The sequence below is a fragment of the Rhizobium sp. SL86 genome (assembly GCF_026672545.1).
GTDB lineage: Bacteria > Pseudomonadota > Alphaproteobacteria > Rhizobiales > Rhizobiaceae > Neorhizobium.
On record NZ_JAPPRJ010000001.1, the window covers coordinates 1208576 to 1231967 of the forward strand.

The 23392-nt window shown below is 62.3% G+C and carries 22 protein-coding genes and 1 pseudogene; 10 read left to right on the top strand and 13 right to left on the bottom strand.

Features of this window, described 5'->3' with window-relative positions; all coding sequences use genetic code 11:
* Nucleotides 1-51: 51 nt before the first annotated feature.
* From OU993_RS06100 to OU993_RS06130, 7 genes and pseudogenes are all read right to left on the bottom strand, one after another.
* Nucleotides 52-1185 (bottom strand): Gfo/Idh/MocA family protein, encoded by a 1134-nt coding sequence (locus tag OU993_RS06100; RefSeq protein ID WP_268155378.1) that lies wholly within the window; start codon nucleotides 1183-1185, stop codon nucleotides 52-54.
* Between the two features lie 24 nt (nucleotides 1186-1209).
* Entirely contained in the window at nucleotides 1210-1971 is a 762-nt protein-coding gene (locus tag OU993_RS06105) for a sugar phosphate isomerase/epimerase family protein (protein ID WP_268155380.1), read from the bottom strand.
* A 41-nt stretch (nucleotides 1972-2012) separates the two neighbouring features.
* Nucleotides 2013-4445 carry a beta-mannosidase gene (locus tag OU993_RS06110; protein WP_268155382.1) on the bottom strand — a complete coding sequence of 811 codons (2433 nt, stop codon included), beginning with the start codon at nucleotides 4443-4445 and terminating at the stop codon, nucleotides 2013-2015.
* A 240-nt stretch (nucleotides 4446-4685) separates the two neighbouring features.
* The gene (locus OU993_RS06115; RefSeq protein ID WP_268155384.1) at nucleotides 4686-5774 is read right to left on the bottom strand and encodes an ABC transporter ATP-binding protein; all 1089 of its coding nucleotides are present in this window, start codon (nucleotides 5772-5774) and stop codon (nucleotides 4686-4688) included.
* Nucleotides 5775-5779: 5 nt separating this feature from the next.
* Nucleotides 5780-6722 (bottom strand): annotated as a pseudogene (locus OU993_RS06120) (carbohydrate ABC transporter permease).
* Nucleotides 6715-7617, bottom strand: a complete 903-nt coding sequence (locus tag OU993_RS06125; protein ID WP_268155385.1) for a carbohydrate ABC transporter permease — start codon at nucleotides 7615-7617, stop codon at nucleotides 6715-6717. Before OU993_RS06125 ends, OU993_RS06120 begins: the two are co-directional and overlap by 8 nt.
* Before the next feature lie 164 nt (nucleotides 7618-7781).
* Nucleotides 7782-9017, bottom strand: coding sequence for an ABC transporter substrate-binding protein (locus tag OU993_RS06130; protein WP_268155386.1), 1236 nt, complete (start codon nucleotides 9015-9017; stop codon nucleotides 7782-7784).
* A gap of 414 nt (nucleotides 9018-9431) precedes the next feature.
* Between OU993_RS06130 and OU993_RS06135 the strand changes: the two genes are divergently transcribed.
* Complete coding sequence (locus OU993_RS06135) at nucleotides 9432-10481, top strand: LacI family transcriptional regulator (protein ID WP_268155387.1); 1050 nt, start codon at nucleotides 9432-9434, stop codon at nucleotides 10479-10481.
* A gap of 9 nt (nucleotides 10482-10490) precedes the next feature.
* Here the strand turns inward: OU993_RS06135 and OU993_RS06140 are convergent, their stop codons facing one another.
* Both OU993_RS06140 and OU993_RS06145 read right to left on the bottom strand, forming a co-directional pair.
* Nucleotides 10491-11924 (bottom strand): methyl-accepting chemotaxis protein, encoded by a 1434-nt coding sequence (locus OU993_RS06140; protein WP_268155389.1) that lies wholly within the window; start codon nucleotides 11922-11924, stop codon nucleotides 10491-10493.
* Nucleotides 11925-12055: 131 nt separating this feature from the next.
* Nucleotides 12056-12220, bottom strand: a complete 165-nt coding sequence (locus OU993_RS06145; protein WP_268155391.1) for a hypothetical protein — start codon at nucleotides 12218-12220, stop codon at nucleotides 12056-12058.
* Between the two features lie 172 nt (nucleotides 12221-12392).
* On the opposite strand from OU993_RS06145, the gene OU993_RS06150 reads away from it, so the two are divergent.
* The 4 genes from OU993_RS06150 (at nucleotide 12393) to OU993_RS06165 (ending at nucleotide 15671) form a co-directional block, all read left to right on the top strand.
* Nucleotides 12393-12740 (top strand): ArsC family reductase, encoded by a 348-nt coding sequence (locus tag OU993_RS06150; RefSeq protein ID WP_268155394.1) that lies wholly within the window; start codon nucleotides 12393-12395, stop codon nucleotides 12738-12740.
* Between the two features lie 26 nt (nucleotides 12741-12766).
* A complete protein-coding gene (ybaK, locus tag OU993_RS06155) occupies nucleotides 12767-13246 on the top strand; it encodes a Cys-tRNA(Pro) deacylase (RefSeq protein WP_268155396.1) in 480 nt (159 codons plus the stop codon).
* A gap of 56 nt (nucleotides 13247-13302) precedes the next feature.
* Nucleotides 13303-14556 carry an aminopeptidase gene (locus OU993_RS06160; RefSeq protein WP_268155398.1) on the top strand — a complete coding sequence of 418 codons (1254 nt, stop codon included), beginning with the start codon at nucleotides 13303-13305 and terminating at the stop codon, nucleotides 14554-14556.
* A 128-nt stretch (nucleotides 14557-14684) separates the two neighbouring features.
* Nucleotides 14685-15671 (top strand): Gfo/Idh/MocA family protein, encoded by a 987-nt coding sequence (locus OU993_RS06165; protein WP_268155401.1) that lies wholly within the window; start codon nucleotides 14685-14687, stop codon nucleotides 15669-15671.
* 3 nt (nucleotides 15672-15674) lie between these two features.
* Here OU993_RS06165 and OU993_RS06170 read toward each other — a convergent pair whose 3' ends face one another.
* Together OU993_RS06170 and OU993_RS06175 are read right to left on the bottom strand one after the other, a co-directional pair.
* Nucleotides 15675-16070, bottom strand: coding sequence for a GtrA family protein (locus OU993_RS06170; RefSeq protein ID WP_268155403.1), 396 nt, complete (start codon nucleotides 16068-16070; stop codon nucleotides 15675-15677).
* Nucleotides 16067-17071: a glycosyltransferase gene (locus tag OU993_RS06175; RefSeq protein ID WP_268155404.1), complete on the bottom strand. Its 1005-nt coding sequence runs from the start codon at nucleotides 17069-17071 to the stop codon at nucleotides 16067-16069. Before OU993_RS06175 ends, OU993_RS06170 begins: the two co-directional genes overlap by 4 nt.
* Nucleotides 17072-17206: 135 nt before the next feature.
* Here OU993_RS06175 and OU993_RS06180 point away from each other — a divergent pair, with 135 nt between their 5' ends.
* Nucleotides 17207-19057: a hypothetical protein gene (locus OU993_RS06180; protein WP_268155405.1), complete on the top strand. Its 1851-nt coding sequence runs from the start codon at nucleotides 17207-17209 to the stop codon at nucleotides 19055-19057.
* Between the two features lie 44 nt (nucleotides 19058-19101).
* Here OU993_RS06180 and OU993_RS06185 read toward each other — a convergent pair whose 3' ends face one another.
* On the bottom strand, nucleotides 19102-19335 hold the full coding sequence (locus OU993_RS06185; RefSeq protein WP_268155406.1) for a hypothetical protein: 234 nt from the start codon (nucleotides 19333-19335) through the stop codon (nucleotides 19102-19104).
* A 201-nt stretch (nucleotides 19336-19536) separates the two neighbouring features.
* Between OU993_RS06185 and xseA the strand changes: the two genes are divergently transcribed.
* The 3 genes from xseA to OU993_RS06200 are packed head-to-tail and all read left to right on the top strand — an operon-like array spanning nucleotide 19537 to nucleotide 21935.
* The gene (xseA, locus tag OU993_RS06190; RefSeq protein ID WP_268155408.1) at nucleotides 19537-21150 is read left to right on the top strand and encodes an exodeoxyribonuclease VII large subunit; all 1614 of its coding nucleotides are present in this window, start codon (nucleotides 19537-19539) and stop codon (nucleotides 21148-21150) included.
* A 3-nt stretch (nucleotides 21151-21153) separates the two neighbouring features.
* Nucleotides 21154-21750, top strand: coding sequence for an NAD(P)H-dependent oxidoreductase (locus OU993_RS06195; protein ID WP_268155409.1), 597 nt, complete (start codon nucleotides 21154-21156; stop codon nucleotides 21748-21750).
* Nucleotides 21750-21935, top strand: a complete 186-nt coding sequence (locus OU993_RS06200; RefSeq protein ID WP_268155411.1) for an SH3 domain-containing protein — start codon at nucleotides 21750-21752, stop codon at nucleotides 21933-21935. The genes OU993_RS06195 and OU993_RS06200 overlap by 1 nt, the downstream gene beginning before the upstream one ends.
* A 2-nt stretch (nucleotides 21936-21937) precedes the next feature.
* Here the strand turns inward: OU993_RS06200 and OU993_RS06205 are convergent, their stop codons facing one another.
* Nucleotides 21938-22423, bottom strand: a complete 486-nt coding sequence (locus tag OU993_RS06205; protein ID WP_268155412.1) for a MarR family winged helix-turn-helix transcriptional regulator — start codon at nucleotides 22421-22423, stop codon at nucleotides 21938-21940.
* Nucleotides 22424-22503: 80 nt separating this feature from the next.
* Between OU993_RS06205 and OU993_RS06210 the strand changes: the two genes are divergently transcribed.
* Nucleotides 22504-23361, top strand: coding sequence for an EamA family transporter (locus OU993_RS06210; protein ID WP_268155414.1), 858 nt, complete (start codon nucleotides 22504-22506; stop codon nucleotides 23359-23361).
* The last annotated feature ends 31 nt before the right edge of the window (nucleotides 23362-23392 follow it).

The window sequence follows — 23392 nt, forward strand, 5'->3', positions numbered from 1 at the left end:
TAAAAAAAGCCGGCCGCGCCTCTCCCGAAGGACGCGACCGGCTCCCCACTCTCAACGCAACAGCGCCAGCGCCTCATCGACACCCAGCGCCGCCGGTTGGGTGCAGGTCGTGGCGAGGTCCACAAAGCACCCGTCCTGACCGGATTTCAGGATGCTCGTCATCACATCGATGCCGTGCAACGTCCGATCGAGGGAGCAACGTGGATCGCGACCCGAAAGCAATGCCATGGCCATATCCGCCAGGCCTGCGGTGCGATAATTCGCACGTGGTCCTTGCGGACTTTCCTGGTTAGGCTTGCTGAACGGATGCCCCCATTCCTCCGGCGGTTGAATATCCTTGTTTTTGCCTGAAGCTTCAACCTTTCCACCAAAGAAATTTGGATCTGGAACGAAAATAGATCCTTCCGTGCCGTATAGTTCCATATTGTTATGGCGATGTGACCAAACATCCCAACTCGCAGACAGCGTTATGGTTGCACCGCTGACGAATTCCAGAAGCGCATGAATGTTGGTCGGTGTCTCCACGGGGATCACCGTTCCCGCCAAGGGCTGGCTGGTGATGGTGCGGGTCGGGCTTGCCATGGAGGTGAGTGCCGCCACCCGCTTCACCGGCCCGATCAGGTTGATCAGGTTGGCGATGTAATAAGGCCCGAGATCGAGGATCGGTCCGCCGCCGGCGAGGAAAAAGAAGCCGGGATTCGGATGCCACATCTCCATGCCGGGGCTCATCACATGGCACGTTCCCGAAGTGACGCGGCCGATGCCGCCCTCATCGATATACTTGCGGGCCAGCTGATGGGCGCCGCCCAGGAAGGTGTCCGGCGCGCAGCCGATGGAAAGGTTCTTCGCCTTGGCCAGTGCGCGCAGTTCCTCGCCCTCCGCAAGCGACAGCACGAGCGGTTTTTCCGAATAGACGTGTTTGCCCGCTTCGAGAATCGCTTTCGAGACGGAGAAGTGTGTGGCGGGAATGGTGAGGTTGACGATCACGTCCAGTTCGTCGTTCTTCAGAAGGTCCTCAACGCTCTGCGCCTTTACCCCGTATTCTTCGGCCCTCAGCTGGGCCGCATTCGGATTCAGGTCGGCGCAGGCGAGCATTTTCAGCCCCTTGAACAGGGGCGCGAGGGAAAGATAGGTCGTGGAGATATTGCCGCATCCAATGATGCCGACACCAAGTTCCTTGGCCATGGGGCGCTCCGGAGAAGTTTTGTTTCAATAGGTTTCGAAGGCGGCGAACGAGCGGCTGATCAGCCGGTCGAGATCCTTCGGATTGTCGTGCTCGACGACATAATGTTTCGCCGGCGTCTTGCGCAGCGCCTCCATCAGATCCTTCCAGGCAACCGTTCCGTGGCCGACATCTGCCCAGCCGTCCTCGTCGGTATTTTCGCCGGCCGGCGCAATGTCCTTCACATGCACGGCGCGGATGCGCTTGCCGTAACTTTCGATCCAGGCAAAGGGATCGGCCTTGCCGCGCACCACCCAGGCAATGTCTGCCTCCCAGGCAAGATCCGGCCCGCCGGCAAAGATCTGTTCCTGCGGTGTCGAGCCGTCGGCCAATGTCTGGAACTCGAAATCATGGTTGTGCCAGCCGAACACGTAGCCCGCATCCTGGTATCGCTTGCCGGCTTCGGCAAGCCGCTGACCGAAGGCGAACCAGCCGCTGGCATCGCTCGGGCGCTGGTCCGGCATCAGATAGGGGCAATAGATCGCCTCCATGCCCAGGATCTTGGCAATCTGCAGGGCGCGTGCCGGTTCACGCTCCAGCATGTCGAGACCGAAATGGCCGGTCGGCATGGTCAGCCCGGCAAGCTCGAGATCCGCCTTCAATGCGTTCAGCCCCGCCTCATCCATGTTGGCATAGATGCCGCCATACCCTTCCACCTGGGAATATCCCGCCTGCGAGAGCTTGTTCAGCACCTCCGACAGCGGCGGAAAATTGCGGGCGCTGTAAAGCTGGAAGCTGAGTTCGGTCATTGCATCCTCCCGGGCCACAAGGCCCTCCATTGCCAAGGAAATCACCCTGCCCTGCTGCAGGCGTGAAGGTCGTAGATGGTGAATGTGGGTTCGCCTTCGCTGTCGGAAGACGGGGTAAACGTCACCCGGCGGCTTTCGCCCGCCGCGAGATCGAAGGCGTTGTCGGAAAAACGGCCCGGCCGATCGCTTTCGATCAGGATGTAGAGGCCAAGCCCCGCCGCCTGCACCGTCACGTCATAACCGCCGGTCGGTGCCGGCTGCACATCAAGGCCAAGCCCCGCCGGCTGAAGGTCGAGAGCCTTGTAGGTTCCAATGACATGATGGCCTTCACCGCCCATGCCGTTGCTCGCGGTAAAGCGCCAGGCGAGCAGGCAGTCGGCCGGGATTTCGGCCAGGTCCAGCGTCGTGGCCACCACCGCCGCATCCGGCGAGCAGAGAATATCGAGGCTCTGAAGGTCGCGCCGTTCGCCGGACAATGTCAGCAGCGACAGGGTCAGCGTCACCGTCACGTCGCGAGCCGTGTCATTCACAACCGACATCTGGATTGATGTTCCGTTGTCGGAGGGAATGGCTGCCACGTTGACGGGCTGGAAGAACCGCCGCGCCATGTAATGCAGCACTTTCCAATTGCCACCGTAATCCAGGCTCGACCAGGAGGCCACCGGCCAGGTGTCGTTCAGCTGCCAGTAGAGCGTGCCCATGCAATGCGGTTTCAAGGACCGCCAGTAATCGACCGCCGTGCGGATGGCGAGACCCTGCTGTACCTGGCTGAGATAGACGAAATTGGCAAAACCTTCCGGAAACCGGAAATAACGGAACATGGTGGCCGCGATACGTTCGTTGCCGCCGACATTCTTCTGGTGCAGTTCCATCACCGGAGAGGCGATGTTCATGTCGTCTTCGCCGGCATAGGTGCGGATCACCGGCAGCGAGGTATAGGACTGGAAGCCGAATTCAGAGCAGAAGCGCGGCCGCACCTTGCGGTAATCCTCGAAGGGTTTGTTCTCGTGCCAGACCGACCAGTAATGCATGTCACCGGAACCATCCGCATGCCAGGCATCACCATAATCGAGGTAACCGGAAGCGGGGCTTGAGGGCCACCAGACGGCATCCGGTGCTGCTTTCAGCAGCGCCTGTTCGATGGTGCGGTTCAGCCGGTCATAGGAGACGAGGTAACGGTCGCGGTTCTCGATCGATTGCTTGAACCAGGTCAGCGCGCCGACCAGTTCGTTGTCGCCGCACCACAGCACGATCGAAGGATGCGAGATCAGCCGGCGCACCTGGTAATCGACTTCGGCCGTGACATTCTCCAGGAAATCCGGCGTGGAGGGATAGAGATTGCAGGAGAACTGGAAATCCTGCCAGACCATCAGGCCCATCTCGTCGCAGAGATCGTAGAACCAGTCGGCCTCGTAGAATCCACCGCCCCAGACGCGGATCATGTTCATGTGGGCGTCGACCGCGGACTGCAGAAGGTCGCGTGTCTTCTCCGGGCTCGTCAGCGAAAACAGCGCGTCCGCCGGAATCCAGTTCGCACCACGGCAGAATATTTCTCGCCCGTTGATACGAAACGCAAAACGGCTGCCCGCCTCGTCCGGATCGGTCAGAAGCTCGACCGTGCGCAGGCCGATGTTGCGGGTGACGGTTTCCGATGCCGTCTCGACCGACAGAGCGTAAAGCGCCTGCTCGCCGCTGCCGGCTGGCCACCAGAGGCGCGGTGCATCGATGTGGAAGACATGGCTTACGGTCGTCTCGCCGGGCCGAACGCCGACATCGAGACGCACCTCCTCCTCGCCGAGCGACAGGATGAGTGGCGTCGCCCCCATCGCAGCGGCATGAAGAGTAACGGTGACCGTCACATCCACACCACCCTCGCCATGATGCTGCTGGGTCGTGACATGTTCGATCCGCGCCGCCTCGAGCCTCCTCAGCGCGATCGTGCCATAAAGGCCCAAGGGTGCCAGGGCGATGTTCCAGTCCCAGCCGAAATGGCATTGCGGCTTGCGCAGCATATTGCCGTTGGCAATCGGCGAGTTGCCCTCATGGTAAGGCACGTAGAACGGCTGCCGCGCCTGGCGCCTTTCGCCTTCGCGAATGCTGGAATGAAAGAGGATGCGGATTCGATTGTCGCCCAACCGCAAGACACCGCTGACATCGGGCCGATAGCGCCGAAAGCAGTTGTCGGCCTGAAGCACGATCTCGCCGTTGATCTCAATCGTTGCCACCGTATCGAGGTCGGTCACGTCGAGATACCAGTCGCCGTCCACCTCGCTCAGCTCGAAATCCTGCTCGATCTGCCAGTCCTGCTCGGCAACCCAGCGCAGGTCGAGTTCGTTGCGGCCGACATAAGGGTCCGGAATGAAGCCGGCATTCTTCAGCGCCGTATGCACATCACCCGGCACCGGCATCAGTGCCACGGTCTGTTCATCCAACGATGAAAGCCGCCAGTTACCGGCAAGATCGAGGCTGGTCATGACGTCACTCCTGTGGGCCGGCGCTTTTTGGCGAAAGCCCCCTCTGGCTGCCGCCATCTCCCCCACAAGGGGGGAGAGACGACAAAGGAAAGCAATCAGGCACCGACAAGCGCAGCGCGGATGAAAGTCTCACCATCACGACCTCGGCAGAGGGGGCGAAACGATAGCGGCTTGCAGTCTCCCCCCTTGTGGGGGAGATGGCCGGCAGGCCAGAGGGGGTATGTCTGCGCAATGCAGTCATCAGATCCGGTCTTCCGTCTCGGCATCGAACAGCGAGGCCATGCTCATGTCGAAGGCCATGCGGACGCGGGCGCCGGGCGCATAACGGCGGGCGCCTCCGATTCGCACCGACATCAGGTGTCCGGCATGGTTCAGCCAGAGAAGATTGTCCGCCCCCATCGGCTCCTCGATGTCGACGATCGCCTCATGCACCTCACCATTCACGACATCGCCATCCACGGCGATGTGTTCGGGACGCACGCCGAGCACCACCTTACGGCCGGCGCGAAGCGGCTCGCCGGCTTCGTAACCTGCAAGCGAAAAATCGACGCCATGCGTGCGGAAGACCGGGAGGCCCGCCACCTCGGCGATTTCGCCCTGCAGGAAATTCATTGAGGGCGAACCGATGAAACCCGCGACGAACAGGTTCTTCGGCCGGTTATAGATGACGATCGGATCGTCCAGCTGCTGAATGACGCCGCTTTTCATGATGGCGATACGGTCGGCCAGCGTCAGCGCCTCGATCTGGTCATGCGTGACGTAGATCATCGTGTTCTTGAGGCTCTGGTGCAGTCGCTTGATTTCGACGCGCAGTTCGGAGCGCAACTTGGCATCGAGGTTCGACAGCGGCTCGTCGAACAGGAAGACATCGACATCGCGCACCAGGGCACGGCCGATTGCGACGCGCTGGCGCTGGCCGCCGGAAAGTTCCGCCGGTTTGCGCTTCAAGAGCGGGCCGATCTGCAAGATCTCGGCGGCGCGCGCCACCCGTTTGTCGATCTCCGCCTTCGGCACCTTGGCCACCTGCAGGCCGAAGGAGAGGTTCTTCTCCACCGTCATCTGCGGATAGAGCGCATAGGACTGGAACACCATGCCGATGCCGCGATCCTTCGGTTCCTCCCAGGTGACATTGCGATCCTTGATGAAGATCTGGCCCTCGGTCGGCTCCAGCAGGCCGGCAATGCAGTTCAACAGCGTGGATTTGCCACAGCCGGACGATCCGAGCAGCACGATGAACTCACCATCGCGAATGTCGAGGTTGAGATCCTTCAGGACCGTGACCGAACCGAAGGACAGCGAAAGGTCACGAATGGAAACACTGTTGGCCATGAAAATCAGCCCTTTACTGCGCCGGCGGCAATACCGCGGACAAACAATCTGCCGGAGATGAAATAGACGATGAGGGGAACAGCGCCGGTCAGCAGCGTGGCGGCCATGTTGACATTGTATTCCTTCACGCCCTGCACCGAATTGACGATGTTGTTGAGCTGCACGGTCATCGGATAACTGTCCGGCCGGGTGAAGACGACCCCCGAACAGGAAGTCGTTCCAGATACCGGTCACCTGCAGGATCATCGCCACGACGAAGATCGGCAGCGCCATCGGCAGCATGATGCGGAAATAGATCTGCCAGAAACCCGCCCCGTCGATGCGGGCCGCCTTGAACAGCTCTTCCGGCAGCGAGGTGAAATAGTTGCGGAACAGAAGCGTCAGGATCGGCATACCGAAGATGGTGTGCACGATGACAAGCCCGGTCAGCGTGCCATAGATGCCGAGTTCCCGCAGCAAAATGACGATCGGATAGATCATCACCTGATAGGGAATGAAGGCGCCGACGACCAGGATCGAAAAGAACAGGTCGGCCCCCTTGAACCGCCAGTTGGCCAGAGCGTAACCGCTGACCGACGCAACGGCGATGGAGACGGCGACCGATGGCAGCAGGATGCGCACGGAATTCCAGAAACCGCGTGAAAGACCGTCGCAGTTCAGCCCGGTGCAGGCACTCGCCCAGGCCTTGGCCCAGGGTTCGAAGGTGATCTCCACCGGCGGAGAAAAGATGTTGCCGAGCCGGATCTCCGGCATGCCCTTCATGGAGGTCACCATCATCACGTAGAGCGGCAGCAGATAATAGAGTGCTGCAAGGCCCAGCAGGCCGTAAAGAATGATGTTGCGGCGGGACAGCGCCCGGCGCGGCCGGCGACCTCGGGGGCCGGAGACGTCCTGTGCGACGGCATCAAAACTCGCCGCGGTGGTGTTGAGAGCGGTCACATTAGCCACGCTTCCTGCCTCCGAATTCGAGATAGGCCCAGGGGACGATGATGATGGCAACCGTGATCAGCATCATGGTGGAGGCGGCAAAACCCTGCCCCAGGTTCTGCGCCTGGAACATGTAGTCGTAAACGTATTTTGCCGGCACTTCAGACGCGATGCCCGGGCCGCCGCTCGTCTGCGCCACCACGAGGTCGTAGACCTTGACGATGCCGCTCGCGATCAGCACCAGCGTGGTGATGAAGACCGGCCGCATCATGGGGATGACGATGAAGATATAGGTGCGCCACATGGGGATGCCGTCGACACGCGCCGCCTTCCAGATGTCCTCGTCGATGCCGCGCAGGCCGGCCAGCATCAGGCACATCACCAGGCCCGTGCCCTGCCAGAGCCCGGCGATCAGGATGCCGTAGATGACGATGTCGGCATTGTAGAGCGGATCGAACTCGAATGTCGTCCAGCCCAGAGAGCGGACGATCGACTGGATGCCGAATTCCGGATTGAGGATCCACTGCCAGACGAGGCCCGTCACGATGAAGGACAGGGCGAAAGGATAAAGAAAGATCGTCCGGAAGGTATTTTCGAAACGGATCTTCTGGTCCATCAGCGCCGCCAGGACAAAACCGATGACCAGGCTGAAAATCAGCGTCAGGATGCCGTAGATGGCCAGATTCTGGATCGAGATGATCCAGCGCGGTGCCGCCCACAGGCGCTCGTACTGGTCCAGCCCGACAAAGGACAGGCGCGGTAGAAGGCCGGAGCGGGTAAAGGAATAAACGACCGTCCAGATCGTGCCGCCGAGGAAGACCACGAGCGCGATCAGGATCATCGGTGTGAGGGCGATCTTGGAATTCAGATTGCGGAAAAGCTGGTTCGGTCGGCCTGCATGCGCGTGACCCGCCATCTTCTAATCCTTCTCAAACGCGGCGACCATAAAAGCGCAGAGGGCACCCTGCGCCCATGGGGCGCATCAGGTCTGCCATCGAGGCCTCGTGGTTCGGCCGAGGTTGCCAAAGTACCGGCCGGTGCTGGGCTTGCACCGGCCGGCTTCCGTCACCGGGACGCGAGTCAGTCGGCGGCGGCAATGATGTCGGCGAACCGTTTCTGCGCGGCCTCCGGCGTCATCGATTCATTGGCGAAGAACTGCGAGAACAGGTCTTCCTTCTGTTTCTGGGTATCGGGCGACAGCAACTGGTCGGTGCTGGACAGGATGTTGCCCTTGGCCAGAACGTCCAGACCCTTCTTCATGCAGTCATTGGCGGCCGACAGATCCACGTCGCCACGCACCGGAAGCGAACCCTTCTTCAGGTTAAACGCCACCTGCGTCTTCGGGTCGACGATCACTTCGGCCAGCTTCTCCTGCGCCTTGGATTTTGCCTCATCCTTCAGGAGCGGGAAATAAAAGGCGTCGCCGCCGGCCGTCAGGTACTGGTTGAGGCCCAGCCCCGGAAGGCAGGTATAATCGGTTCCGGCGACCTTGCCGGCCAGCTGGAATTCGCCCTGGGCCCAGTCGCCCATGATCTGGCCGCCGGCCTTGCCGGTGACGACCATGTTGGTGGCCTGGTTCCAGTCCTGCACATTGGTGCCCTTGGCGAGCTTGCGGGCCTCATCGGCAGCCTTGAAGATCGCCGCCATTTCCGGACCGCCTGCCGCCTTGGCATCCTTGTCCTTGAACACCTTCATGTAGAGGTCGCGACCACCCAGGGAGATGATCAGCGTGTCGAAGGCGCCGGTCGCCTGCCAGGGCTGGCCGCCCATCGCGAGCGGCTGGATGCCGGCCTTCTGCAGCGCGGGGCCGGCCGCCACGAACTCGTTCCAGTTCTTCGGCACCGGCACGCCCGCCTTCTTGAAGGCGTCGTTGGACAACCACAGCCACTGCCAGGAGTGGATGTTCACCGGCGCGCAATAGATCTTGCCGTCGATGGTGCAGCTGTCCAGCAGGCTGGCCGGCTTGATGATCTCGCGCCATTTGCCCTTTTCGGCAACGGCGGTGAGGTCGCGCATGAGACCGGCTTCCGCCAGTTCCTGGGCCTGACGACCATGGTTGAACTGGGTGGCTCCCATCGGATCGCCGCCCGTGATACGGCTGATCATGATGGGGCGGGCGGTGCCGCCGGAACCGGCAATGGCTCCGTCGACCCATTTATTGCCGCTGGCGTCAAAGGCCTTTGCCAGTTCCTTGACGGCTGCGGCCTCACCGCCGGATGTCCACCAATGGGTTACTTCAAGGTCCGTTGCGCCTGCGTAGGTAGCCGGCAGCATCACGCTTGCCATGGCCATTGCTTTCACTGCACGCATATTCATGAGTCTCCTCCCTCACTGAAACGTTGCCGTAAAAAAGCTATGACAAGAAGACGTATGGCGCAACCGGGTCTGACAAAAATTTATTTTCGAATAACCATATACAACCCAGAATACGTATACCCTCGCAAACAGGACTTACGGCAACCTCTGACAAAGGCCTAGTAAAGACCTGAATTGCCGAATTTTTGGCGAATTTCCCCCAATCTGTCCGCTCGCAGGTGCAAAAATGATTCCGCGTCTGCGTTGTACCGTCTGGAGTTGCAATGCTTCAGAACTCGCTCAAAAAACGCTCGACATTTTTACTGCAACGTTTCAGTTTTCAAGCGGATGAGGCTGCCATCGGGAGGAGGCATCCCGTTTCCAGGCGAGAAAGAAATCATCTATAGTCTCCTGCCTGACTCGGGTGGACGACGCATGGACGACAACACGATCACAAAAACGCGGCAATCGCCAGCGTCCGGCAATCTGCGCCCGACACTGAAGACGATTGCCTACATGACGGGTCTCGGCATCACCACCGTGTCTCGCGCGTTGAAGGATGCGCCGGATATCGGGGCGGAGACGAAGGAGCGTGTGCGCCTGGTGGCAAGCCAGCTCGGTTACCAGCCCAACCGGGCGGGTGTGCGCCTGCGGACCGGAAAGACCAATGTCATCGCGCTGGTGCTGAGCATCGATGAGGAGCTGATGGGCTTCACCAGCCAGATGATGTTCGGGATTTCCGAGGTTCTGGCCGGCACCCAATACCATCTCGTGCTGACGCCGCACATGCACCAGAAGGATCCGATGGCGCCGGTCCGCTACATCCTCGATACCGGCTCCGCCGACGGCATGATCATTTCCCGCACCGCGCCGGATGATCCGCGGGTGGCACTGATGACGGAACGGAATTTTCCCTTTGCCACGCACGGCCGCACCGATATGGACATCGTGCATCCCTTCCACGATTTCGACAACGAGACCTTCGCCTTCCAGGCGGTCGAAAAGCTGGCCTCGCTCGGTCGCAGACGCATCACGCTGCTCGCGCCGCCGGCAAAACTCTCCTATTACCTGCACACCCGCATCGGTTTCGAACGGGCGCTTGCCACCTTCGGTGCGACCGAAGTGGCGATGGGGCGCATCACCAGCGAGGCGCCGCTGGATGAGGTGCGCAGCCAGATGCAGATGCTGATGCAATCCGCCGATCCGCCAGACGGCATCATCTCGATCAGCGGCAGCGCCAGCATCGCGCTTGTCGCCGGCCTGGAAGCGGCCGGTCGAAGGCTCGGCACCGATGTCGACATGGTCTCGAAACAGTCGGCGGAATTCCTCAACTGGGTTCGTCCGGAAATCTACACGGTGAATGAAAGCGTGCGCCAGGCCGGGCGGGAACTTGCCAAGGCGGTGATTGCCCGCATTGATGGCGTGGCGCCGGACCTTCTGCAGAGCATCAGCGAACCTGTCTGGTCGACCATGGCGCCGCGATGACGGGCCGGATCAGGCCTTGATCGCAAGACGTACACCACCCCAATGCCGTCCGTTGACGGTCACCGGTGCGGAAATGTCCTTCATCAGCACGAATTGGCCGCCGCCCATGTCGCGACGATAGGTCTGCAGCAGGAAAGGTGCGGTACTACGGCCGGCGGCAAGGCCGACACGATCGTTGAAAATGCGGCGGTTTCGACAGTTGGCGGTGTTCCAGGTCACGTCGCCGGGACGCTGCGGCATCGAGAACTTCTTGTTGTGTGTCGGCAGGTAACCGTTGTTGTCCACGGCGGCGCAGAAGGCGATCCGCTCGTCACTTTCGGCCACTTGTTCCTGGATCGACGGCAGCACCCGATCGGTGAACTCGGTGAACCGGGTCATGTATTGCAGCGGATCGGTGCCGGGAATGACACGATAATCACGATCGAACAGTGAGTTGATATCGATGCGGCCGGCCCGCACGGCCTCTTCGAACAACTGGCTGACATCCGCGGCGACGGCCATCACCTGTTCGATATAGGGCGTGTCGGAGGTTTGCACACCGGCACTGGCCGTGGCCTGGATCATCCGTTCGGAAATCGTCACCATATCGGCGACACGGGCCGAGGTCTGCTGCAATTGATCATTGGATTTCAGAACGGCACTCGCGGTTGCCGCAATGCTGGTGGCAAACTCCGTGCACTGCCGGTCCACGGCTTCGGTCGTGCCGGCGAGCGTCGATGCGCCGTCGAGGATCTTCGACATCACCTCTTCCACCTCGTGGAAGGAACCCTGCACATCCTGCGCGGTGGTCTTCACACCTTCCGCCGAAACGCGCGCCCCTTCGCCGGCCGCGATCAGTTTTTCGATCCGCTGGCCAAGATGCAGCAGGGTTTCCTGGATGGAGGAGGTCGTCTGCGATGTCTGCAGGGAGAGCGCCCGCACCTCGGCCGCGACGACGGCAAACCCCTTGCCGGCATCCCCGGCGCGCGCCGCTTCGATCGCGGCATTCAGGGCCAGAAGATTGGTCTGCCGGGCGATCGTGCCAATCTCTTCGGCCAACTTGCCCACATCGGCAAGGGCCGATGAAAAGGAGCGGATCTCGACGCCAATGCCACGCGACGCCTCGACCATATGATCGATGGCGTGAACGGAGCCGTTCAGCTGTTGTGCCTGAAGGGTCAGGACCTGGCGTGCATTCGTGGCAAGCTTGTCGGTCTCGCCGAGTGCTCGGGCGATCTCGCGATTGGCGTCTGCGATCGATTGGGCGGAGCCGGTGATACGGGTCAGCAGTTTGGCCTGCTCGGAGGATTGCGCCGCTGTATCCTGGATCGCGCCGGCGATATCCACCAGGTGGATGCCAAGCGCCGAGGCTTCTGCAGCAAGGCGCGTCACGGCCTCGCGAAGACCGTCATTCCGATCGGTTGCGTCCGCGGGAAAGGACGTCTGCAAAACCGATGCGTGCATTTTACATCTCCTCCAATTCGGAGGATCGTGCACGTTTAGCGTTAACAAGAGGTTTCAGACCCCCCAAATGGCAGGGTCTGAGAGCGGCAAGCGGCTCGGTACCGGAGGACCGGAGCCGCAACGGGAAGAGGTTACATCCGCTCGAAGGCGTTGGGATCGATACCCAGCGTTACCAGGTCACGCTTGGCCGGCTTGCGGCCTGCCTCGACGGCGGCGGAAGCATGAGCGGCAGCACCGAAAACAGCGAAGGCACGACCCAGGAAGCCACCGCGCATGCTGTTGATTTTCGTAGACATTGTCATCTCCTTTTGTCTGTCCTAAATATCGGATCAACGGCTGTTTTCCGCAATGCACAAGAGCGGATAGGAGGCATGCAACCAACGCATGCGAGTAGCCACAAGCTTTACCATTTGGTAATTCCTCGGGCGCGGGGAGATGCTAAGGTCTCCCCTTTCCAAAGGGTGAAGCATGACGACGATCTACGGAATCAAGACCTGTGACACGATGAAAAAAGCCCGCAACTGGCTGGAAGAGCGCGGCATCACCCATCGTTTCCATGACTACAAGGCAGAGGGCATCGACCGGACCCATCTCGAACGCTGGGCAGACGAGACCAGTTGGGAAACGCTGCTGAACCGCGCCGGCACCACATTTCGCAAGCTCTCGGATGCAGAAAAGACCGACCTTTCGCGCGACAAGGCCATCGATCTGATGCTGGCGCAGCCCTCGCTCATCAAGCGTCCGGTGCTGGAGGCCGAGGGCGCCATCACCGTCGGTTTCAAGCCGGAGATCTATGCCAAGCTGTTTTCCCGCTGACGCGGCCCCTCCACGGATCGTTTTCCATGTCCAAGACCACGCGCGCCACGCAGGTGCTCAGCAAAGCCTCCGTCGCCTTCAGCCTGCACACCTATGACTACGACCCGAATGCGGAACGGATCGGCCTGCAAGCGGCCGAAGCGATTGGCGAACCGCCGCACCGCGTGCTGAAGACGCTGATGGCAGAGGTGGATGGCAAGGCCGTCTGCGCCGTCGTGCCATCCGACCGCGAGGTCTCGATGAAAAAACTCGCCGCCGCCTTCGGCGGCAAGTCGGCCGCCATGATGAAGCCGGCAGCCGCGGAAAAGGCGACCGGTTACGTGGTCGGCGGCATCAGCCCCTTCGGCCAGAAGAAGAATGTGCCGACGGTAATCGAGCTTGCCGCCATGAACGAAGATTTCGTCTACATGAACGGTGGCCAGCGCGGCCTGCAGATACGGCTGTCGCCGCAGGATGCGAAGGATGTGCTGAAGGCCATCACCGCCTCGGTTGTTGCCGAGACCTGATCGCCGGACTATGTCTGTGACACAGTGAAGGTCCCACAAGACAGGTTTGAGGTCCCATGACGATCCACTCCACCATCAACACGCCCATCGATCCGGTGAAACTCGACAAGCTGGCAGAGGTGGCCGTCAAGGTCGGCCTGCAGCTGAAGGCGAACCAGGACCTCGTCATCACCGCCCCGATCGCGGCCCTGCCGCTGGTGCGCGAGATCACCAAACATGCCTACATGGCCGGCGCCGGTCTCGTCTCCACCTTCTATTCCGACGAGGAAACCACGCTCGCACGTTATCGCCATGCGCCGGATGCGAGCTTCGACAAGGCGGCATCCTGGCTTTATGACGGCATGGCCAAGGCGTACGAAGGGGGTGCTGCTCGCCTTGCCATCTCGGGCGATAATCCGATGATGCTGGCCAACGAGGATCCGCAGAAGGTGGCGCGCGCCAACAAGGCGAATTCGATCGCCTACAAGCCGGCTCTCGAAAAGATCTCCAACTTCGACATCAACTGGCATATCTGCTCCTATCCGAACCCGTCCTGGGCACGGCAGGTTTTTCCGGATCTGCCGGAGGAGGAAGCCGTCCACAAGCTGGCCGAAGCGATCTTTTCCGCCTCGCGCATCAACACGCCCGATCCGATCGCCGCCTGGGCCGAGCATAATGCCAACCTCAAGAAGCGCTCCAGCTGGCTGAACGGCGAGCGGTTTGCCGCCCTGCATTTCACCGGGCCGGGCACGGACCTGACCGTCGGCCTGGCGGACGGCCATGAATGGCATGGCGGCGCTTCGACCGCCAAGAACGGCATCACCTGCAATCCGAACATCCCGACGGAAGAAGTCTTCACCACGCCGCATGCGCTGAAGGTGGAAGGGTTCGTCTCGTCCACGAAGCCGCTGTCGCATCAGGGCACGCTGATCGACAACATCCAGGTGCGTTTCGAGGCGGGACGCATCGTCGAGGCCAAGGCGTCGAAGGGCGAATCGGTGCTGAACAAGGTGCTCGATACCGATGAGGGGGCCCGTCGTCTTGGCGAAGTGGCGCTGGTGCCGCATTCCTCGCCGATCTCGGCGTCCGGCATTCTCTTCTACAACACGCTGTTCGATGAAAACGCCTCCTGCCACATCGCGCTTGGCCAGTGCTATTCGAAATGCTTCCTCAACGGCGCCTCGCTGACGCCGGATCAGATCAAGGCGCAGGGCGGCAATTCCTCGCTGATCCACATCGACTGGATGATCGGCTCGAACCTCGTGGATATCGACGGCATCCGCGCCGATGGCTCGAAAGTGCCCGTGATGCGCAAGGGCGAATGGGCCTGAGCGAAAGCGCCTGCTGACTTTGCCCTGCCGCGGGGGAGCGGCAGGGCCTTCATTTTTCACGTCCAATCGGCGGCCTGCATTCGCTCACTATGCCCATGGTCGCTCTACACATCCCTTGGGAGGATCTCATGTTGCGTTTCGGAATTCTGTCCACCGCGCGTATCGGCCAGACGACGGTGATCCCGGCCATTCAGGACGCGGAGAACGCCGTCGTCACGGCCATCGCCAGCCGCGAGCTTGCCCGCGCACGCACCCTGGCCGACCGTTTCTCCGTGCCGCATGCCTTCGGCTCCTATGAAGAGATGCTGGCCTCCGACACGATCGACGCCGTCTATATTCCGCTGCCGACCAGCCAGCATGTCGAATGGACCATCAAGGCCGCCGATGCCGGCAAACATGTGCTTTGCGAAAAGCCGATTGCGCTGAAGGCTGCTGAGATCGACCAGCTGATCGCAGCCCGCGACCGTAACAAGGTGCTGATCGCCGAAGCCTTCATGATCACCTATGCGCCGGTCTGGCTGAAGGTGCGCGACCTCTTGTCGAAGGGCGCGATCGGCCGCCTGCGCCATGTGCAGGGCGCCTTCACCTATTTCAACCGCGATCCTTCGAACATGCGCAACATCCCGGAACTCGGCGGCGGCGGCCTGCCGGATATCGGCGTCTACCCGACGATGGCAACACGTTTTTCCACAGCCAAGGAGCCGCTCCGCGTGCAGGCAACGACCGAACGCGACAAAGAATTCGGTACCGACATCTACTCGTCCGTGAAGGCCGATTTCGGCGATTTCGACCTTTCCTTCTACATCTCCACCCAGATGGCGCATCGCCAGGTGATGGTCTTCCACGGCACGGACGGTTTCATCGAGGTGAAATCGCCGTTTAATGCCGACCGCTACGGCGCCGAAGAGGTGGAACTGACCGACCAGACGCATGGCCGCTCGGAAGTCTTCCGGTTCCAGGACAGCCGCCAGTACAAACGCCAGGCGGAAGCCTTTGCGAAAAAGGCCCTGGGCGGCGATGCGGAGGTGCTGTCACTGGAAAGCTCGCGCCTCAACCAGCGTTTCATCGACGCGGTTTACCGCGCGAGCGACAAGGACGGCTGGGAGACTGTTTGAGCCTCAGCGGCTTTCGCTGTCCTTGCGCCGGTGGCGAAAGACGAAACGGGAATAACCGAAATAGGTATAGATCATCGCCCCCAGCGAGGCGAAGACCACCGCCACCACCGGCTGCAGCATCGGCAGCCGGTGGATCAGCAGCGAATACAAGGCGTAATTCAGCAGCGCCGAGGTGACCCCCACCGCCCAATAACGAAAACCTTCCGCGACCAGCGAATGCTGCGAACGGCCGAAGGTGAAGGTGCGGTTGATGAACCAGGTGAAGGCCATGGCCGCGAGGATCGCCGGGATGCGGGCGGCAAAGGGGCTGAGACCGGCCAGGATCAGGCCTTGTGTCAGTCCGGCATCGATCAGGAACCCGGTGCCGCCGGCGAACACGAACCAGATCAGCTTTTTCACGCCGCCCGTGTCCCGCTTGCTGGGCTCACCGTCTCGATCGGGGTTGCCAGGCTTTCGCGTCCGGACATGCGGTCCGGCTGATTGAGATAAGCAAGCCTCAGCATCTCATTGCGACCACGCGCCACCGAATCGAGGATCACGCCGGCCGTCAGCGCAACCGAGGACAGGCTGATCAAGGCCAAAGACAGCATCCAGGTCGGCATGCGCGGCACGAGCCCCGTCTCGAAATATTCGATGAGAACCGGAATCGAGAGCAGGCTGCCGCTCAAAAACAGGGCCGCGGCAATCAGGCCGAAGAAGATGAACGGCCGGGTTTCCTTCATCAGCATCGCAAACATGCGCAGGATGCGAAAACCGTCGCGGAAGGTGGAGAGTTTCGAGAAAGACCCCTCCGGCCGGCGGCCGTAGTTCAGTTCCAGTTCCGCCACCGGCAGCTTCAGCCGCGAAGCGTGCACCGACATTTCCGTTTCGATCTCGAAGCCGCCCGAGACGGCCGGGAAACTTTTCACGTAACGGCGGGTAAAGGCGCGGTAGCCGGAAAAGATGTCGGAAAAATCCGGCCCGAACATCTGCCGGTAGAGAATGTTGAACAGCCGGTTGCCGGCCGCATGGCCCTGGCGGCCCGCATCGTCATGCACGCCGCGCCGTGTGCCGACCACCATGTCCACCCGCTCCGTCAGCAACGTGCGGATCAGTTCCTCGGCATCGTCTGGCGCATAGGTGCCGTCGCCATCGGCCATCACGTAGATGTCGGCATCGATATCGGCAAACATGCGGCGCACCACATGGCCCTTGCCCTGCCGGCGTTCGCGACGCACCTCGGCGCCGGCCAGCATGGCGGCAAGCGCGGTGCCATCGGTCGAATTGTTGTCGTAGACGAAGATACGGGCGCCCGGCAAAGCCAGCCGGAAGCCCCGCACGACGGAGGCGATGGTGGCCGCCTCGTTGTAGCAGGGAAGAAGAACGGCGATCGAAAGATCACCTGCTGCGGCCTGGTCCATGACGTCCACCCGATACTCGGCACATCGCGGGCCACGTCTTCGGGCCGCGCGCGCTTTACTATTTCTTGAGAAGGTTAAGGCTAGGTTTCCGCCAAGAGAATGTGGCCTGCCGGCCCGGCCGCCGAGGACCAGAACATGACAGCTTCCCTGCGACACCGTGAAACCGGCCTTGACCAGCGCCGCCGCCCGACGGGCCTCTGGGATCGTTTCCTGCCTTCGCTGCTGGCTTATGGCGTCGTCGTCATCACCACCCTTCTGGTGTTCCATGTGCCGGGCGCCAGCGATTATGTCGGCAAGGACAATGACGACGTGATGCGGCTTGTCGAGGTGCGCGACTGGCTGTCCGGCCAGAGCTGGTTCGACATGATGCAGTACCGGCTCGGCCTTGAGGGCGGCACGCTGATGCACTGGTCGCGGCTGGTCGATCTGCCGATCGGCGCGCTCATCCGGCTGTTTTCGCTGTTTGCCGCCTCGCCCGAACAGGCGGAAGCGCTGGCGCTCACCGTCTGGCCGCTGCTGCTCGGTCTCCTGTTCATTGCCGCGGCCGGTTTTGGCGGCCGGCGCATGGGCGGCGTCTCCACCATGCATATCGGCTTCGGCCTGGCCTCGCTCTTCGTCTTCACCTCGGTCCGCTTTTATCCGGGCTCGATCGATCATCATAACCTGCAGCAGGTGCTGATGGTGTTTCTGGCCGCCTGCCTTATCGATCGGCGCCGCGGTGGCATCAGCCACGTTCTGGCCGGCATCACGGCTGCCATCGCCATTGCGATTGGCGCAGAAACCGTGCCGATCGTGGCTGTCGCCTGCGCCTGCGTGGCCGTTCAGTGGGCCTGGCATGGCGAGGCCTTCGGAGCCCCCGCCCGCGCCTTTGGCCTTTCGCTGAGCCTTGCGATCACCGGGCTTTTCGTCGCAACGGTTCCTCCTGCACAGTATGGTCTGGTGACCTGCGACAACCTCTCGCTCGGTTTCTATTCGCTGACAGCCCTTGGCGGCGCCGGCCTGTTTCTGCTGGCACTTGGGGTGAAGGGCGCAAGCCAGAAACAACGTTTTATAACTCTCGGTGGTCTCGGCATCGCCATGCTCGCCGCCGCCGTCCTCATTGCGCCGCAATGCCTCGGCAGTCCGCTCGCCGGTCTCGACCCGATGCTGCGCGACCTGTGGCTCAACAATGTGACCGAAGCCCAGCCCTTCCTGTCGCAGCTCAGGCATGAACCCTCGACCGTCGGCGGTTTTTATGCGGTGGGCCTGTTTGCGATCGCCATCTGCGCCTTCCGGGTGCTCGACCGCGAAAAAACGGAGATCCATCTCGTCCTGCTCGCCATCATCGGCGCCGCCTGGATCATCTCGCTCATCCAGGTGCGCGGCTCCTTCCTGGCGAACGCCATCACCATCCTGCCGCTGTCGCTGATCATCGACGATCTGCGCCGCCAGTCGCATGCGGAGCCGGAAAACATCAATGCCGGTTTTGTTTATGTGATCACGGTGCTGATGTCGGTGCCCGTCGTCTGGGTGTTTTTGGGCGCCGTCTCGACGAAAGGTATTGGCAATTCGATCAGCATCAGCGCGCTCACCGAGGCCAGCGCCCCGAAACGGGCGGCGGAAACCTGCACCAGCCGGGCCGACATGAAGGCATTGGCAACACTTCCGCCGGGCGTGATCGCCGCACCGTCGGAAAGCGGCACGACTATCCTGCGCTATACACCGCACCGGGTTCTCTCCGCCCCCTATCACCGCAATCAGGGCGGCATGCTGACGGAACTGCATATTGGTCTTGCGAGCGCCAAGGAGGCCGAAGCCTTCCTGAAGGGGGCCCAGGTCACCGTGCTTGCCTTCTGTGCCACCGATCCGCAGACCCAGGCCCTCAAGCGGCTGAAGCCGGACGGGCTTTACGCCGATCTGTCCAACGGAAAGGTGCCGCCTTATCTGCAGCCGCTTCCGGTTTCCGATCCGGACGGCTTCCGCCTTTATCGCGTGGTGAACCACTGATCCGCCCTCGCGGAGCGGCGCCTGCCAAGGTTTCCGCCCTTTGCTCAGAAAAGGCGCTGCGACCGGCCCTGCAGCACGAGCATCAGCCCGAGCGGCAACATGACCCCGGCATTCAGCCCGGCAATCGCCGCCACCAGCAGCCAGAGCGATGCGGACCCGGACACCAGCGCGCTTGCGGCAAACAGAACCGGTATCATAACGGCGACAATGGTCAGCGCCCACAACGAGCGCAGGGCACAGGCGGCGCTTCCCAGCAGGCAGGCAGTCAAGAAAACCACGACGGGATCCCCTCTTCCGGATTTCGTGCCTATGGCTTAGCCGCAAAAGCCGAACAAACACTCCACGCCAGCCTAGAGAAGCGCAAAACCGCGGATCAGCCTTAAGGACTGGTGAAGCGACACGGAAACGGCTTCGGTTGCACACCGTTTTTGCCGTTCGCAGAGGGTGAAACGGGCTCCTGAATCGGCTAGAACAGATCCATGAACAGGCCCTTTTTCAGCGAGACCCAGACCAACCTTGCCGAATTGTCGGTGTCGGAACTCTCCGGCTCGATCAAACGGACGGTGGAGACGGCCTTTGACCATGTGCGGGTGCGCGGCGAAATTTCCGGTTATCGCGGCCCGCATTCCTCCGGCCATGCCTATTTCGCGCTGAAGGACGACAAGGCGCGCATCGATGCGGTGATCTGGAAAGGCTCGTTCTCCAAGCTGAAATTCCGCCCGGAAGAGGGCATGGAGGTGATTGCCACCGGCAAGGTCACCACATTCCCAGGCTCGTCGAAATACCAGATCGTCATCGAGACGCTGGAGCCGGCGGGTGCCGGTGCGCTGATGGCGCTGATCGAAGAGCGCAAGAAGAAACTTGCCGCCGAAGGTCTGTTCGATCCGGCCCGCAAACGGCCTTTGCCCTTCCTGCCGACGGTGATCGGCGTCGTCACCTCGCCGACCGGGGCCGTCATCCGCGACATCCTGCACCGCATCTCCGATCGTTTTCCGGTGCATGTCATCGTCTGGCCGGTCAAGGTGCAGGGCGAAGGTTCCGGCGATGAGGTGGCGAATGCGATCCGCGGTTTCAACGCGCTCGATCCTCTGGGACCCGTGCGGCGGCCGGACGTGCTGATCGTTGCGCGCGGCGGCGGCAGCCTTGAGGATCTCTGGAGTTTCAACGACGAGGCCGTGGTGCGCGCGGCGGCCGACAGCGCCATCCCGCTGATTTCCGCCGTCGGCCACGAGACGGACTGGACGTTGATCGACCATGCCGCCGACGTGCGGGCGCCGACGCCCACCGGTGCTGCCGAAATGGCCGTGCCGGTGAAGGCGGAGCTCGAGGCACAACTCGCCAATCTGTCGGCCCGGCTGCGGGGCGCCTCCAGCCGCCAGATGGACAATCGCCGTCAGGCGCTGCGTTCGCTGATGCGGGCGCTCCCCTCGCTCGATCAGTTGCTCGCCCTTCCGCGCCGGCGTTTCGACGAGGCCGCCGCCGGTCTCGGACGCGGGCTGGAACGCACAGCGATCGCCAAACGTCGCCAGTTCGAGCGGGCGACGGCTGGCCTGAGGCTCGATCTTCTCTCCAACCGGATTGCGGAGCGCCGCCGTCATATCGGCGAACAGGTGCTGCGCCAGGATCGCTGCCTGGAGCGCCAGCTGCTCGGCGCCCGCAGCCGCATCCAGCGCGCCGAGGCGCAGCTGTCCGGCCTGCCGCAGCGCCTCGCCGGCCAGATCGCCCGCGAGCGGCTGCATGCCGCCTCGCTGGCGCGTCAGGCGGAAACGGCGATCCGCCACGCCATGGCGCGGCACCGGGCGACCCTTGTGGCGCAGGATCGCGTGTTGCAGTCGCTGTCCTACAAGAACGTGCTGAAACGCGGTTTTGCCGTGATCCGCAGCGAGGATGACATGCCGCTCACGCGCGCCGCGGCGGTCGCCAGCGGACAGACCCTTTCCATCGAGTTCGCCGATGGACGCGTGGCGGCGACAGCCGGCGAAGGCCTAGAACCGCCGGCAGCCCCGACCGTACCGGCACTGGCCACTCCCCGCAAACGCGCGACTAAGCCGGCCGCCTCCGACAAAAAGCCGGAACAGGGGACCTTGTTCTGAACCATGGCCCTCCGGTTCCTCGTCGTTCTCGCACATCCGCTGCCGGAGAGTTTTGCCGCTTCGGTGGCCAATGCCGTCGTCGAAACCCTGCGGCAGAACGGCCATGACGTCGATCTCCTCGACCTCTACCGCGAGGATTTCGACCCCAGGCTGTCCGCCCGCGAGCGCCAGACCTATTTCGACACGCCCTGCGATACCGCCGCGGTCGATCCGATCATTGCCCGGCTGAAGACAGCCGACGGGCTGATCCTCGTCTTTCCGCAATGGTGGTTCAACTTCCCGGCCATCCTCAAGGGCTTCTTCGATCGCATCTTTGCGCCGGGGGTTGCCTTCCATCACGACCCGGCGGGCGGGCGCATCCGCCCGGCACTCGGCAATATCCGGCATCTTTACGCCTTCACCACCACCGGCTCCCCCTGGTGGGTGGTCAAACTCTACATGGGCGATCCCGTCCGCCGCCTGCTGAAGCGCGGCATCGCGGTCTTCTGCGCCAAAAATCTCGATTTCAGGATGCTGGCGCTGCACGACATGGACCGCGTGACCGCGCAAAAACTCTCGTCGCATCTGGTCCGCGTGCGCCGCGTGGTGGAGCGGCTCTGATGCCCTCCTTCCGGGTGTTGCAAGCCTGGAAAGCGAGTTATGCCGATCCGATCATCGTTCGCGCGGGCGACGTGCTGACGTTGACCGGCAAATCGGATCTCTGGGAGGGGCATTTGTGGCTCTGGGCCCGCAACGCGGCCGGCCGCGAAGGCTGGGTGCCGGAAAAACACCTTGAGGCCTGCTGAGCCTATCCTTCGATCCGCTCCAGATAGGTCGCAAGCAGCGCATCCAGCTGCCGGAACTCCTCGTGCTCCAGCATCGCCGTCAGGCGATGCTGGTTGGCGACATGATCCGTGACGGCCCGGTCGACCAGCGCGAGGCCCGCCTCGGTCAGGCCGATCAGCACGCTGCGACCGTCCTCCGGGTTCGGCAGGCGCGCCACCAAGCCCTGTTTCACCAACTGATCGATGCGGTTCGTCATCGTGCCGGAGGTCACCATGGTCGCCGCCAGAAGATCCCCCGGCGACAGACGGAACGGTGATCCGGCGCGGCGCAAGGTCGCCAGCACATCGAAACTGGCGCGATTGAGGTCATGGCTGGCCAGCACCGCCTCGATCTCGCGGATCAGGTGGGCATGCAACCGCCCCAGGCGGCCGAGCAGGCCCATCGGACCCACGTCGAGGTCCGGGCGCTCCCGATGCCATTGTTCCAGAATGCGGGCGACATGATCCATGACCGATCCATGCCGGATATTTATCTTGACGTCAAGATTTCCGGATCTATCTTGACGTCAAGATAAAATGGAACTCTGCCATGAGCCGCCTGACCGATACGGCGCTGACCGCGCTTGCCCCTGCCATCTGGGGCTCCACCTACATCGTCACGACACAATTGCTGCCGCCCGGCCTGCCGCTGACGGTTGCTGCCCTGCGCGCCCTGCCGGCTGGCCTCCTCCTGCTGCTGATCGTCCGCCGCCTCCCCTTCGGCGCCTGGTGGTGGAAGAGTGCCGTGCTGGGTCCCCTGAACTTCTCGCTGTTCTGGGCCTGCCTCTTCGTCTCCGCCTACCGGCTGCCCGGAGGTGTTGCGGCCACCGTCGGTGCCATCCAGCCGCTGATCGTCATTGTGCTGGCCCGGCTGGTGCTCGGCGCGCCGGTCCGCATGCTCGCCATTGCCGGGGGCCTTGCCGGTATGGCGGGCGTCGCCCTGCTGGTGCTCACCCCGCAGGCAGCGCTCGATCCGCTCGGCATCCTTGCCGGTCTCGGCGGCGCCGTCTCCATGGCCTGCGGCACGGTGATGAGCCGCAAATGGAAACCGCCCGTCTCACCGCTCACCTTCACCGCCTGGCAATTGACGGCGGGCGGAGTGCTTCTGGCACCCTTCGCGCTGGCCCTCGAACCCGCTTTGCCGCTGCCGACACTGCCAAACCTCATCGGTTTTGCCTATCTCGGCCTGATCGGCGCGGCGCTGACCTATATCCTCTGGTTCCGCGGCCTCTCCAGGCTGGAACCGGCGGCGGTGTCTGCGCTCGGTTTCCTGAGCCCGCTCGTCGCCGTCCTGCTCGGCTGGAGCCTGCTTGGTCAGTCACTCGACACCCTCCAGATCACCGGCGTCGTGGTGGTTCTCGCCAGCGTCTGGATCAGCCAGCGGGCGCAGGCCGGTGCCGGACGCTGAGCGTCAGCACGCATGGATAACAGCGATGGCC